13 protein-coding genes are annotated in these 12768 nt (G+C 64.0%); 8 read left to right on the top strand and 5 right to left on the bottom strand.

Annotated elements, in window-relative coordinates; all coding sequences use genetic code 11:
- Positions 1-29: 29 nt before the first annotated feature.
- Entirely contained in the window at positions 30-266 is a 237-nt protein-coding gene (locus KBX18_RS04840; protein ID WP_255995040.1) for a hypothetical protein, read from the bottom strand.
- A gap of 452 nt (positions 267-718) precedes the next feature.
- Between KBX18_RS04840 and lexA the strand changes: the two genes are divergently transcribed.
- Positions 719-1390 carry a transcriptional repressor LexA gene (lexA, locus tag KBX18_RS04835; protein ID WP_255995039.1) on the top strand — a complete coding sequence of 224 codons (672 nt, stop codon included), beginning with the start codon at positions 719-721 and terminating at the stop codon, positions 1388-1390.
- A gap of 33 nt (positions 1391-1423) precedes the next feature.
- Positions 1424-2077 carry a DeoR/GlpR family DNA-binding transcription regulator gene (locus KBX18_RS04830; protein ID WP_255995038.1) on the top strand — a complete coding sequence of 218 codons (654 nt, stop codon included), beginning with the start codon at positions 1424-1426 and terminating at the stop codon, positions 2075-2077.
- 7 nt (positions 2078-2084) lie between these two features.
- Here the strand turns inward: KBX18_RS04830 and hflX are convergent, their stop codons facing one another.
- Complete coding sequence (gene hflX / locus KBX18_RS04825) at positions 2085-3602, bottom strand: GTPase HflX (RefSeq protein ID WP_255995037.1); 1518 nt, start codon at positions 3600-3602, stop codon at positions 2085-2087.
- 118 nt (positions 3603-3720) lie between these two features.
- On the opposite strand from hflX, the gene KBX18_RS04820 reads away from it, so the two are divergent.
- Genes KBX18_RS04820 through KBX18_RS04800 form a run of 5 tightly spaced genes read left to right on the top strand, consistent with a single transcriptional unit; the run spans position 3721 to position 8830 of the window.
- Positions 3721-4470 carry a hypothetical protein gene (locus KBX18_RS04820; protein WP_255995067.1) on the top strand — a complete coding sequence of 250 codons (750 nt, stop codon included), beginning with the start codon at positions 3721-3723 and terminating at the stop codon, positions 4468-4470.
- A 35-nt stretch (positions 4471-4505) separates the two neighbouring features.
- Positions 4506-5030 carry a DUF2892 domain-containing protein gene (locus tag KBX18_RS04815; RefSeq protein WP_255995036.1) on the top strand — a complete coding sequence of 175 codons (525 nt, stop codon included), beginning with the start codon at positions 4506-4508 and terminating at the stop codon, positions 5028-5030.
- A 51-nt stretch (positions 5031-5081) separates the two neighbouring features.
- The gene (locus KBX18_RS04810) at positions 5082-6689 is read left to right on the top strand and encodes an iron ABC transporter permease (RefSeq protein ID WP_255995035.1); all 1608 of its coding nucleotides are present in this window, start codon (positions 5082-5084) and stop codon (positions 6687-6689) included.
- A gap of 3 nt (positions 6690-6692) precedes the next feature.
- Positions 6693-7781, top strand: a complete 1089-nt coding sequence (locus tag KBX18_RS04805) for an ABC transporter ATP-binding protein (RefSeq protein WP_255995034.1) — start codon at positions 6693-6695, stop codon at positions 7779-7781.
- Positions 7778-8830 carry an ABC transporter substrate-binding protein gene (locus tag KBX18_RS04800; RefSeq protein WP_255995033.1) on the top strand — a complete coding sequence of 351 codons (1053 nt, stop codon included), beginning with the start codon at positions 7778-7780 and terminating at the stop codon, positions 8828-8830. Before KBX18_RS04805 ends, KBX18_RS04800 begins: the two co-directional genes overlap by 4 nt.
- On the opposite strand, the gene dapF is transcribed toward KBX18_RS04800, so the two are convergent.
- Genes dapF through KBX18_RS04785 form a run of 3 tightly spaced genes read right to left on the bottom strand, consistent with a single transcriptional unit; the run spans position 8831 to position 11261 of the window.
- A complete protein-coding gene (gene dapF / locus KBX18_RS04795; protein WP_255995032.1) occupies positions 8831-9775 on the bottom strand; it encodes a diaminopimelate epimerase in 945 nt (314 codons plus the stop codon).
- The gene (miaA, locus tag KBX18_RS04790) at positions 9772-10689 is read right to left on the bottom strand and encodes a tRNA (adenosine(37)-N6)-dimethylallyltransferase MiaA (protein ID WP_255995031.1); all 918 of its coding nucleotides are present in this window, start codon (positions 10687-10689) and stop codon (positions 9772-9774) included. The genes dapF and miaA overlap by 4 nt, the downstream gene beginning before the upstream one ends.
- Positions 10686-11261, bottom strand: a complete 576-nt coding sequence (locus tag KBX18_RS04785) for a hypothetical protein (protein ID WP_255995030.1) — start codon at positions 11259-11261, stop codon at positions 10686-10688. Before KBX18_RS04785 ends, miaA begins: the two co-directional genes overlap by 4 nt.
- A 183-nt stretch (positions 11262-11444) precedes the next feature.
- On the opposite strand from KBX18_RS04785, the gene KBX18_RS04780 reads away from it, so the two are divergent.
- Positions 11445-12767, top strand: a complete 1323-nt coding sequence (locus KBX18_RS04780; RefSeq protein WP_255995066.1) for a DUF349 domain-containing protein — start codon at positions 11445-11447, stop codon at positions 12765-12767.
- Position 12768 lies beyond the last annotated feature (1 nt).

Below are 12768 nucleotides of genomic sequence, written 5' to 3'. Positions count from 1 at the left end.
CTCAAACTCTACTCCCCCCAGAGAAATCCTTAGCGGTAGTTCACTGTTGCAACGGCGTTCTGGAGATTCGCAGACTCGTTCACCTGCTCCGGGGCGAAACCGTCGTCCTCGAAAGAGAACGCGCCGCCGAAGATAGAACCCGCAACGAGACCGAGGCCGAGCAGTGCACCCATAAGCGTGGCCGCGCGCTTCTCGCGGCGAGTTTCGAGAGGGGTGTTCGGGCTGTCCGGATCCTCTGGGCGCGCTCGCAGGGGTGATTCATTCATTCGATTATGCTCATCGAGTGTTCGAACATGACGGTGCGAGGAACGAATCACCGGTGCACGGTCAAGGTCCCAAACATCCGCTGGCTCAACCTCAGCAGAACGGAGGTTATCGGTAGTATTAGCACTGTTAGGGCGGGCGAGAGAGATAGTCATCATTCTTCCTTTCTTGGTTCGGATTTGATTCTACGAACCGCACCGGACATGTTCGATTGCAATGATCGCTAAAATGTTCGATAGTTCCTGTGTTCGATTTATAGCAAGGGCCGTAGAGTTTGTCTAGACGTGGTCAAGAAATATCGAACAAATTTGCCTACGCATGGTAAAAGTGGACACAAGGGAACCGAACGGTGCCGCGTGTCGTCGAACATTGGTGAGGAATTCCAGCGCCGAGTTTCTCGCCACACCGATAGGAACAAGGCACCGAGGACAACCGATCAGAGGAGAACAGGAACATGCCCCAGAGCGCAGACAAGAAACCGGACATTAAGACCCTGACAGAGAGGCAGCGCCGCATTCTTGAAGTCATTCAGGATGCGGTGGTGCTCCGCGGCTACCCGCCGAGCATTCGGGAGATCGGCGATGCCGCCGGCCTTCAGTCGACGTCGTCTGTGGCCTACCAGCTCAAGGAATTGGAGAAGAAGGGCTTTCTTCGCCGCGACCCGAACAAGCCCCGCGCCGTTGATCTGCGTCACCTGCCGGAGAATGGCCGGAAGAAGCGCAAGGCTGATCCGAAACCAGACGATGCGGCACCGCCGCGCTACATCCCCGTCGTCGGGCAGATTGCTGCAGGCAACCCGATTCTCGCTGAAGAGAACGTTGACAGCTACTTCCCTCTGCCGGAAGAACTCGTCGGCGACGGTGATCTCTACCTGCTCCAAGTCGTGGGTGAGTCCATGCGCGACGCGGGCATCCTCGACGGCGATTGGGTTGCCGTGCGTACCCAGCCGGTAGCGGAGGAAGGTCAGTTCGTCGCGGCGCTTATTGAGGGGGAAGCAACGGTGAAGGAGTTCCACAGGGATTCCTCCGGTGTGTGGCTTCTCCCCCACAACGAAGCCTTCGCCCCGATCAAGGGGGATGATGCTGAAATCATGGGACTCGTTGTCTCCGTGTTCCGTAAGCTCTAGACGATGTTCCCTTTGAGCAGGTAAGGAAGACCCATGAACGCCGAAGCGCGATGCCAGCTCACCGCCTCCCACGGGCATGTGGAGTCTGCTGACCCGCGCTCGCAATCGGCCTCTCGGGCGAGCTCCTCTATCGCTCGAGCAGCTTTGGCGCACCTGCCAAACGATGGCGTCGTGTTCGTTGATTCCGGTGCAATGGCCGTGCATATGGCCCAATCGTTCGCAGCGGCAGTGACAGCAGGCGGCACCGGTAGCGCAGCGGCGTTGTCTTTTGTCACGCACTCCATTCCTGTCGCTCTGGAATTATCCAGCACAGCCGGTACAAATGTTCAGCTCCTGGGCGGCTCGGTGAGCTACGCGGCACAGTCCACCGCTGGTGACACGACCTTGCGTACGCTTGCGTTGATGCAGGCAAACGCCGCCGTAATCGATGCCGGCGCTCTCACCGTCAACCACGGCCTGTCTACGGATGATGCCCAACAAGCCGCAGTGAAGTCGGCAATGGTGACCAACGCTGAGAAGGTCGTGGTTCTTTGCAACTCCGCACGGTTCGGCCAGGAAGCGGTAGTCAGTTACGCCCCGCTCGACAGCATCGACGTGCTCATCACTGACGCGGACGCTTCGGATGAGGTGGTGCAGAAGCTGTCTGAACACGGCATCGACGTAGTCCGAACCGACCCAGACCACTAACTCGGTTCTACGCTACGACGAATTCTGCGTACTGCTCGGCGAGGACGCGGGGCAGGCGGACGTCGATAAGCGTGCCCTCTTCGTTGTACGCCTCGCTGCGCACAGTGCCCTCCTCATGGACGCGTGAGACAACATCGCCGCGGGTGAACGGGACGAGCAGCTTCACGTGGGCATCGAGAGTGTTCAAGAACATCTCGATCCGGCCCTCAAGCTCGTCAATCCCCTCGCCGGTCACGGCGGAGACGAAGACGACATTGTGCTTCGAATCCGCGAACGCGTGGCGTAGCTCGGCAAGCACGACGGGGTTTGCTTCGTCGATCTTGTTCACCACGATGATCTCCGGCGGAATCTCCTCGCCCGTGTCCCGGGTGATCTCCGCCAGGACATCGTTGACAGCCTTGATCTGCTTCAACGGGAACGGGTCGGAGCCGTCGACAACGTGGAGCATGAGGTCAGCGCCGACCACCTCTTCCAGGGTGGACTTGAACGCCTCGACAAGCTGCGTGGGCAGGTGGCGGACGAAGCCGACAGTGTCGGTCAGGACGACGGTGCGGCCGTCGGCAAGCTCGGCGCGTCGCGTGGAGGGATCCAGGGTGGCAAACAGTGCGTCTTCGACGAGCACCCCAGCGTCGGTCATCGCGTTGATTAGCGAGGACTTGCCGGCGTTCGTATACCCGGCGATGGCGATCTTCGGCAGCGTCGAGCGCTGGCGCTGAGCGCGCTTGATGTCGCGGGCGGTCTTCATCCCGGAAAGGTCGCGGCGTAGCTTAGCCATGTCAGTGCGCAGACGGCGACGGTCGGCCTCAATACGCGTCTCACCAGGACCACGCAGACCCACACCACCGTTGGAGCCTGCCCGGCCGCCAGCCTGACGCGACAGGTTGCCACCCCAACCACGGGTACGGGTGTAGAGGTATTCCATCTGCGCCAAGGACACTTGCGCTTTACCCTCTTTGGACTTCGCGTGCTGGGCGAAGATATCCAGAATGAGCATGGTGCGGTCGATGACTTTGATCTTCAGGGCTTCCTCAAGCGCCACCAACTGGCCCGGCGAGAGACCACCATCGCACACGACGGTGTCGGCGCCGGTGGCGTGCACAATGTCACGTAGTTCGCTCACCTTTCCGGAACCGACGTAGGTGCCCGGGTCCGGCTTGTCGCGCTTTTGGTAGATCATCTCCACCACTTCAGCGCCGGCGGTTTCAGCCAGAGCCGCGAGCTCGGTCATGCTTGCCTCGACTTCGGCCGTCGTCCCTTCCGTCCACACGCCGACGAGGATGACCTGCTCCAGCTGGAGCTTTCGGTACTCAACCTCGTAGACATCCTTGTGCTCTTCGGAGCGGATTTCGGTCTCGCGGGTGACACGCCGAAAAGCATTGCGTTCGGCCAAGTCCAGCGTGCCGACAGACGGCTCATGGGCCTCGTCGCGGCCCCGATCGGTCGGTTGCGGCGCATTGTGGCGGAAAGCCTGGGCGAGCAGCTCGTCATGGCTGGGTTGAGAACTTGCGTGCGAAGAAGTGGTCATTGAGTCCTTATTGTTGCACAGTAGTTTTCTACCTCAACAACCCAGCCATCCAGCTTGTTCCCTCCGTATGCGGGATTCTTTGACGGCAGTTGTAGGATCTGGAGACATGACTCAAGCGATCAGCACGGATCTTTCCAGCATCGGCATGAACTATGCGCGATGGCAGGACGCGGTGGAGGCGGCGATCGCCTCGAATCAGCTTGCCGTTACCGGCGAGGTCCGCGGGGGCCAGCTCATCCAGTTCGCCGACATCTCCGGAGCGCAGCTGAACATCCTGGCAGTCGAGCCGTTCGCAACATTCGCCGGCTTCGACTCCACCGCCCGCACGTACGCGAACGTCACCATGGTCACGGATGTCGTCGGGTTCTGCGAGATCATCGATCCCACCGGCACGGTGCTCACCTCCGTCACGGCCAACATCGCCCAGGGCCCGCTGCTTGTCGACGAATCCACCCTCACCTGGCAGGAAATGGGCTTCACCATCCTCGGGATGGACGTGGCACGGTACGACAGTGTTGATCACTACCTGTCCGAGACCGGCGGGGTGATGGGAACCATCACCTCGAAGGGCGCAGAGATCGTCTCCACGGGAGTCCCGGCCAGCCCGGATGCAGGTGCCCAGTTCTCTGCCCGCGTGCTGGAATCCGAGTACCGCACCAACATGCTCACCGGAGAGCAGTTCATCCACGTCTCTGTCGACGGCGCGTTCCCCTTCGATGTGGTCCTCCCCAACGCGGACACGCTGCCCGAGCGCAACACCGTCATCGCCGGCACCGGTGTCCTATCCGGCTCCGTCATGATGGCCACCGGCGGCGGCTGCGGTGGCGGCGCTTGCGCATGCGGCTCTGGAGGCTGCGGCGGCCACTAGTCCCCCTAAAAAAGAACCCGGCCAGTGACATTGTGATGGCGCAGAACCACAAACCGCGACGCAGCGTCGAGGCAGCCATATGGCTCACCCTCGCGCTGGTTGTGGCGATCCTGCTCGGAGCACGCTTCGGCTGGCTAGGGCTGATCCTCGGTGGTGTCGTCGCGGCCGTCGCGTTCATCGGTTTCTGCAACAGCACCACCGACCCGGAGATTGAATCCCTCCGGGCATCGCTGCGGGTCGCGCGCGACGACATCGAGCAGGTCCTGGGCGAGTACGACGACCTGCTCCAAGGCCCCTCCACAGACGCTCTCGCCGACCGCACCCTGCACTACCCCGAGCTGGCCAACCCGCATTCGCGGCTCGCGGAGGTGCAAGATTTCCACTTGCGGCGCAGCTCTGCGAAGCGTTTCCTCGCGCGCGTCGACGCGCATTTGCTGAGCGACGATCTCGACCGCACCGCCCTCGAACGCATGCTCTCCATCGCCGACCAGCGGGCAGCGGACTTAGCCGAGTCGTGGACGGATGCCCGCCGCGCCGCGCGCAACCACGGCCCTGCATAGAACTCCTGCACAGCGCTGCTGTGGCAGGCGGGCATGTTGTATCTTTGAGCAATGCCCAAGCTATTCCGGGCCGGAATGTGGCTCATTGCCGCCGGATTCTTCATCGCGCCGCTGTACCTCGTGGTGGGCCTTGCTCTGGGCGGAAACCAGATCCCCGTCCTCATTGAATCAGGTCTTGGCCGGGCGGCCTGGAACTCCTTCTACTCGACGCTGCTGTCGGCTTTGTTCGCGGTGGTCGTGGGAACCCTGGCCGCCGTCATCGTGGAGCGCACCACCATCGCCGGTGCCCACGTGGCGCGGTTGCTGCTGCTGTCCCCGCTGCTTGTGCCGCCGTTTGTCGGCGCGATCGCGTGGCTGCAGCTCTTCGGCCGCAACCAGGGCTTCAACGCCATCTTCGATCGACCGATCTGGAACATCTACGGTGCTGACGGCGTCATTTTTCTGCTCACGCTGCACGCCTACCCGATCGTCTACGTCATCATGGCCGCTGCGCTGCGCAAAATCCCGCGCGATCTAGAGCTCGCTGCGCGCCTGTCAGGTTCTGATACCTGGACCACCCTGCGCACCATCACCTTGCCGCTGGTCCGCCCAGCCTTGCTCAGCGCGTTCACCTTGACGTTCGTGTCCAACCTGGGGGACTTCGGCATTCCGGCCCTGGTCGGCTCGCCCGCACGCTTCGAAACGTTGGCCACGATGGTGTACCGCTTCGCCGAATCAGGAACAGTGCCTAACCCGTTACAGGTGGTCTCCACCATCGGCGTCGTGCTGCTAGTGATGGGCATTTTGGCAGTCATCGCGGACTACATCGTCGCCGAGCGCGCCGCCAGCTCCGGCACGAACGCGGGGGCGCCACTGCGTTTCGATCTCGGCGCCGCCACGTGGCCGGTGACTGCGGCCACCTGGGCCACTGGCCTCGCCGTGACCCTGCTACCCGTCGGCGGGTTGATCTACCGCGCTCTCCTGCCCGCTCCGGGCGTGCCGCTGACGTGGGAAACGCTGACATGGCGCAACTTCGAACGCACCCTACAGAACCCGCGCGTCATCGACGGCTTCACTAACTCCCTGTGGATGTCGCTCACCGCGGCGGTGCTGTGCGGCGTGCTCGGCTGGCTCATCGGCATCCTCGTCACCCGTACCGTTAGCCGCGACAACACCCTGCTGACCTTGGTCACGCTGCTGCCGACGGCACTTCCGGGCCTGATCATCGGTGTCGGCTGGCTCATCATCAGCCGCTACACCGGCACCTACAACACCCCATGGATCATTCTCGCCGCCTACCTGTGCGCCTACACCGCCACGGTGCTCCAGGCAGTCCGCGCGCCGTTGAAAAGCACTCCACTCGCCATGGAAGAGGCCGCGCGTATCTCCGGGGCGGGGCCACTGCGCGCCATCTTCAACACCTCGGGTGCCATGGCGATCCCCGCCGCGGTCTCGGGTGCCGTCCTTGTCGCCGTTACCGCGATCCGCGAGTTGACGGTCTCGGTCCTGCTCATCGCTCCCGGCACCACCACGCTCGGTGTGCAACTGTTCAACCTGCAGCAAGCCGGAAATTACAACCAAGCCTCCGCGCTGGCGTTCATGTTCACGCTCGCCGGGCTTATCGTTCTCGTCCTCGCCAGCGCGGGCATTTCCCGTGGCTCGGCATCCGCTAGGAGGTAGACCGTGGAAGACATCCGTTTCGACACCGTCAGCGTCACGTTCCCGGGTGGCACGCAGGGCCTGCGCGATGTGACCCTCGACATCGAAGCCGGCGAATTCCTCGCGCTCGTCGGCCCGTCCGGCTCGGGCAAGACAACGCTATTGCGGGCCCTCGCAGGGTTCGTCGAGCCGAGCTCCGGTTCCATCTACGTGGGCGGCAAGGACATGACCGGCATTCCGCCGGAGGACCGCCACATGGGCATGGTCTTCCAGCAGCACGCGGTGTGGCCCCATATGACTGTCGCCCAGAATGTGGAGTACCCGCTGGTGCGGGCGGGCGTCGATAAGCGTGAGCGCGCAAGCCGCGTCAACGAAGCACTTGAACTGGTGGGACTCGACGGCCTCCAGGAACGCAAACCGGACGCCCTGTCCGGCGGCCAGCGTCAGCGCGTCTCGCTCGCTCGCGCCATTGTGGGCGATCCGCGCGTTTTGCTTCTCGACGAAGCCCTCTCCGCCCTCGACGAACCCTTACGCGACGTGCTGCGGCGTGAACTTGTGGCTCTGACTCGCACCCACGGACTGACCACGCTGCATGTCACGCACGACCGCGGCGAAGCCCTGGCCATGGCCGATCGCATCGCAGTGCTTGCCGATGCGCAACTTCAACAGGTCGCCACCCCCGATGAGCTCTACTCCGCACCCGCCACGGCCTGGGTCGCACAGTTCTTCTCCGACGCGACCGTGCTGCGCGCCCGCCGCAACGGATTCGAATACGTCAGCCAGGACCCGGCTATGAGCTTCCATAAATCCAATCTGGTAACCGTCGGCGGCCGAATGGAGGATCTCGGCGAGGTCATCGACATCGCGGTCCTGCCAGCTGCCGTGCGCGTCGTCGACTCCTCCGACCCGTATGCCGCGCGCGGCACGATCGAATCCGCTCTGTTCGAGCTCGACGGGCACTCCGTCACCCTCGATGTCGACGGCACAACCTTCCGTGCCAAGGTCCGCGGCCGACGCCCGCGCATTGGCGAGACCGTCGGTGTGCGCACAGAACGTGTACTCGCCTACCCGGTGGATGACAGGACCGCCGCCGACGAGAGGACCGCACCGTGACCTTTTCTGCAAACCTCGCCCGCAGCCGCACCTCGCTCGTGTCAGCCGTTCTCGCAACGTCACTGGCGTTCCTGTCCTCCTGCGCCGAACCGCCCGCGGAGGGCGAACGCTCGCCAAACATGCGCAACGGCGTCACCACCATCACCCTGTACACCTCCGAGCCGGAAGCGAAGGCGGACATCGCCATCCGCGAGTTCGAGGAACTCAACCCCGACATCAAGGTGAAGATGTACCGTGCCGGCACCGGCGAGCTTGTCGCCCGCGTCGCCTCCGAGAAAGCCACCGGCGGGATCGAGGGCGACGTGCTGTGGTGCGCCGACGCCCCCACCTTCGAGGTGTACAAGCAGGAGGGCGACCTGGCGGAGTTGACCAATATCGACCTCACCGCGATCCTGCCGGAGGCGATCGACGACGACGGCTATTACGTAGGAACCCGCATGATGCCCACCATCATCGCCTACAACTCCAACCGGATCCCGGAGAACGAGGCTCCCACATCCTGGGGCGACCTGACCAACCCGAAGTACAAGGGCGAGATCGTGCTCGGCGACCCAGCAGTGTCCGGCGCCACCGCGTTCAATGCGGCGGTGTGGCTGCAGACTCCCGAGCTCGGCGAAGACTGGGTGAACAAGCTGGGCGAAAACCGCCCGATGATTGCGCAGTCCGCTGGCCCTGTCGCAGAAGAGGTCGCTGCTGGCGGCCACCCTATCGGCATCGTCACTGATTACCGTGTGCGCGACTTGGCCGACGAGGGCTCCCCCATCAAGGCCGTTTATCCCGCCGACGGCGCCCCGTACATCACCCAGCCCGCGGCGGTCTTTGCGGCATCGCCGTCACGCGAGGCTGCCCAGCGGCTCGTGTCTTATCTTGTCTCCCGCCAAGGGCAGACCACCGCCGCGGAGCTGAACTACCTGCCGGTGCGCACCGACGTCGACAGTCCGCCAGGCGCGCCCACGCTGGAGGACATCGCGCTGCTCGAAGCCGACTTAACCAACATCACGCAGGAGAAGACGGACGCTGTCGCGTTCTTCCAGCGCGCAATGCGCTAATTACGTGAAGTCCTTGCGCAGCGATTTCAGCGAGACCTCGCCGCGCGCGACAATGACAGACGGCCCCGTCATCGTCGCCTCGCCGTCATTGATCGCGATGGTGAGTGTGCCGCCCGGAACGTCAACGGTAATGGTGCCGTTCTCCACGCCGGCATCGGCAAGCGCTGCCCGCGCCGCAGCGACCGTGCCCGTGCCGCACGACCGGGTCTCGCCGACGCCGCGCTCCCACACACGCATCCCGACGCGCATTTCACCGCCGGCGGTTTCAGGGTCGGTGACGATCTCCACGTTCACGCCCTCGGGGAAGAACTCGTGGTCGAAGGCCGGCTGCTCAAAGGCCAGCTCCGCCAGCTGCACAGGTGTCAAACCCGGGATGACGGCAGCGAGGTGCGGGTTGCCCACATCCACGCCTAGTCCAGCGAATTCGAAGTCCCCCATGCGGCCTGTGGATACCCCGGTCACGCCGACGGGGCCCATGCCCACGTCCACGACTGCGTGCGTCGAGCCGTTCGGGTCCTCCCCCGTCAGGGAGTGGATGGTGATGTGCTTGACCCCGGCGCGGGTGTCCACGTCGAACTGGCGAGCCTGCTCCAAGCCCTGGGCGACGAGGACGTGGGCGAACACGCGGATGCCGTTTCCGCACATTTCCGCGATGGAGCCGTCGGCGTTACGGTAATCCATGAACCAGCGGTTGCCGTTCGCACCCTGCGCATCGTGAGCGTCCGAGCTCACTATGCGCAGGAATCCGTCGCCTCCTACGCCGGCACGCCGGTCGCACAGCGAGGCGACAAGGTCATCATCGAGGATGCCGAGTTGTTCTAGTTGGTCGTCGACGTCGATAAGCACCACGAAGTCGTTCTCTGTTCCGTGCGCCTTGATGAACGGCAGGGTGGACAGGTTCTCCGGTGCCTGGGTCGTCTGCGGCTGCGGGGTGTTCTCGTTCACGCCAGCGAGTCTAGCGCGGCGGTGAGGATCGCCTCGCGGCCCTTGTCGGCTGTGGAGGCGTCGAGCCAGGTGATGCGCTTGTCGCGATTGAGCCAGGAACGTTGCCGGCGCACGTAGCGGCGGGTCCCCGTGACGGTCCGCTCCTGAGCTTCCTCGAGGGTGATCGCGCCGGCAAGGTAGCCGAGAACCTGCGAGTAGCCAATCGCGCGGCCGGCGGTGGACTCCGCGACCAGTCCCTCGGCGATCAACCCTCGCACCTCGTCGACGAACCCGGCAGCGAACATCAACTCGGTGCGCTTATCGATGCGCGGGTTGAGCCACTCCGCGTCCGTCCGCAACCCCAGAATCCGCGTGGCCCACCGTGGCGCCGCATCCTTTGGCGGCTGCGAGGCTTGGAACGGTTTGCCCGTCAGTTCAATGACCTCCAGCGCACGCACCGTTCGGCGCGGATCGTTGTCCTCAATGATGGCCGCGGCCTCTGGATCAACTTCAGCCAATTCTGCGTGGAGCGCGTGCACACCAACGTCTTCCAGCCGTTGCTCGTATTTATTGCGGACGGCGGGATCGGTCGGCGGGAACTGCCAGTCGTCGATCAGCGATTGGACGTACATCATCGAACCGCCGACGAGGATGGGAACCCTGCCCCGCGCAGCGATGGCGTCGACAACCTCAATCGCGCGTGCCTGATACTCGGCAACGGATGCGGTCTGCGTGACATCCCAGATGTCCAGCAAGTGGTGCGGGATCCCTTCACGTTCAGCCAGTGGCAGCTTCGCCGTGCCGATGTCCATGCCACGGTAGAGCTGCATGGAATCGACGTTGACCACTTCCCCACCGAGCTCATGCGCGAGCGCCAGCCCGAGATCAGATTTCCCGGACGCGGTGGGGCCGACGACAGAGATAGGCCTGATCATGCGTAAACCTCCCACGCCGCAAGGAAGCGCCCGACGCCGAGTGTGTCATCGCTTAGAAGCACGCTTTTCGACGCTTCCAGTTCCCCCAACTCTTCCCACAACCCCGGCTCTATCACTCCGGGCAGATCGGTGGGGAGTTCACCGGTGCCGTCAAGGAAGGCGGTCATGGCGTCGTGGGTGTCGGTGGCGCCGTCGATAAGCGCAAGGGGTGCGCGGGGAGTGAGTCCGGCGGAGCCATCGACGACCACCACGGTGAGCGCGTCGGGGTTGAGCGGCTGGATGTGCTCGCGGGAATCCCCAATGGTGCGGCCCGGCAGGATGTAGCGTGCGATGAGTTCCGGCAGGTAGTTGCCGCCTCCGACGTGCACATCAGCGCCCCACGCACGGAAGCTGCCGGCGTGCTCGGTGCGCCACCGCGGATCGCGCGAACCGACGATCTCGATCGGGCGGGTATCTCCCTCGGTCAGCTCGCGAGCTTTGGCTACGATCGCGCGCCCCGCCGCATCCTGCGGAGACAGCTCAGCGACTACTGCTGGGGACCCCGGAACGACAAGCAGATTGAAACCGCGCATGAACCTCACCCTATAGAAGAGTGCGTGTGCGCCGAACCGTTACATTGCGCTCCCCGTCGCGGTATTGTTTTGGGGCATAACGGCAGCCGCGACGCGCGGCACAGGATGAAAGGACGGCCCACTATGACGCAGCCCCCCACCCCTGAGAACAACCGGCCCTCGCCGGTTCCCTCCCCCGGCGCAATGCCTTCTCGGGCACCGAAGCCCGGCCCGCGCCCTGGTGCACGTCCCGCTGCTCCCGCTGGTGCCCCGTCCACGCCGAGCCCTGTGCCCGCTTCTGCCGCTGACACCGCGAAGGCCGCTGAGTTCGGTCGCGTGGATGAAGACGGCACTGTCTACGTCATCCGCGGCGGTGCTGAACGCGCCGTCGGTTCTTGGCAGGCTGGCAGCCCCGAGGAGGGCCTAAAGCACTTTGCCCAGCGCTTCGCTGATCTGTCCACGGAGGTCGGCGTGCTGGAAAACCGCCTGCGCACCCGCCCGGAAGACGCGAACTCGGTGCGCACCCAGGCGCAGCAGCTCATCGGCTCCCTCGATGAGCAGGCTGTCGTCGGTGACTTGGACGCGATTGAAACACGTTTGAAAACCCTCCTGGAGGAGGCCGACACCGCCGGCGAGAAGGCTAAAGAAGCCAAAGAGGCTCGCCGCGCCGAGGCTATTCAGCGCAAGGAAGCCCTCGCCGCGGAGGCCGAAGACTTGGCCGAGAACTCCACTGAGTGGAAGGCAGCCGGCGACCGTATCCGCGACATCCTCGAGGAATGGAAGACCGTCCGCGGCATCGACCGCAAAACCGATGACGGGCTGTGGAAGCGCTACTCCAAGGCCCGCGATTCCTTCAACCGCCGCCGCGGGGCCCACTTCGCCGAACTTGACCGCGGCCGCGCCGCCGCGAAGGCGAAGAAGGAGGAGCTCATCGCGCGCGCCGAGAAGCTCAAGGACTCCACCGACTGGAACGACACCGCCCGCGCCTACCGCGACTTAATGACGGAATGGAAAGCCGCCGGCCGCGCCCCGCGCGACGTCGACGACAAGCTGTGGAACCGCTTCCGCGCCGCTCAGGACCACTTCTTCGCGGCCCGCAACGCTGTCAACGACGAGCGCGACCGCGAGTACGAAGCCAACGCGCAGGCCAAGGATGCACTCATCGCTGAGTACGACTCACTGATTGACCCGGAGAAGGGCCTCGGTGCCGCCAAGTCCAAACTGCGTGAGCTGCAGGAGAAATGGGACGCGATCGGTTACGTCCCGCGCAATAAGATGCGCGAATACGAGGACAAGATCGGCGACATCGAGCAGCGCGTGTCCGACGCCGAGGAAGCCCAGTGGCGCAAGTCCAACCCGGTCCAGCAGGACAAGGCCAACCAGTTCCAGGTCAAGGCGGACGATTTCCGCGCCAAGGCCGACGCCGCCGAAGCCAAGGGCAATGCAAAGCAGGCCGCGGAGCTGCGCGCGCAGGCGGAGCAGTGGCAGGAGTTCGCTGATGTCGCCGCGAAGGCGTTGAACGACTAGC

The organism is Corynebacterium sp. CCUG 69979, assembly GCF_024454095.1.
GTDB lineage: Bacteria > Actinomycetota > Actinomycetes > Mycobacteriales > Mycobacteriaceae > Corynebacterium > Corynebacterium genitalium.
Note: the sequence above shows the minus strand (reverse complement) of the source record. Positions and strands in the feature narration are given on the sequence as shown.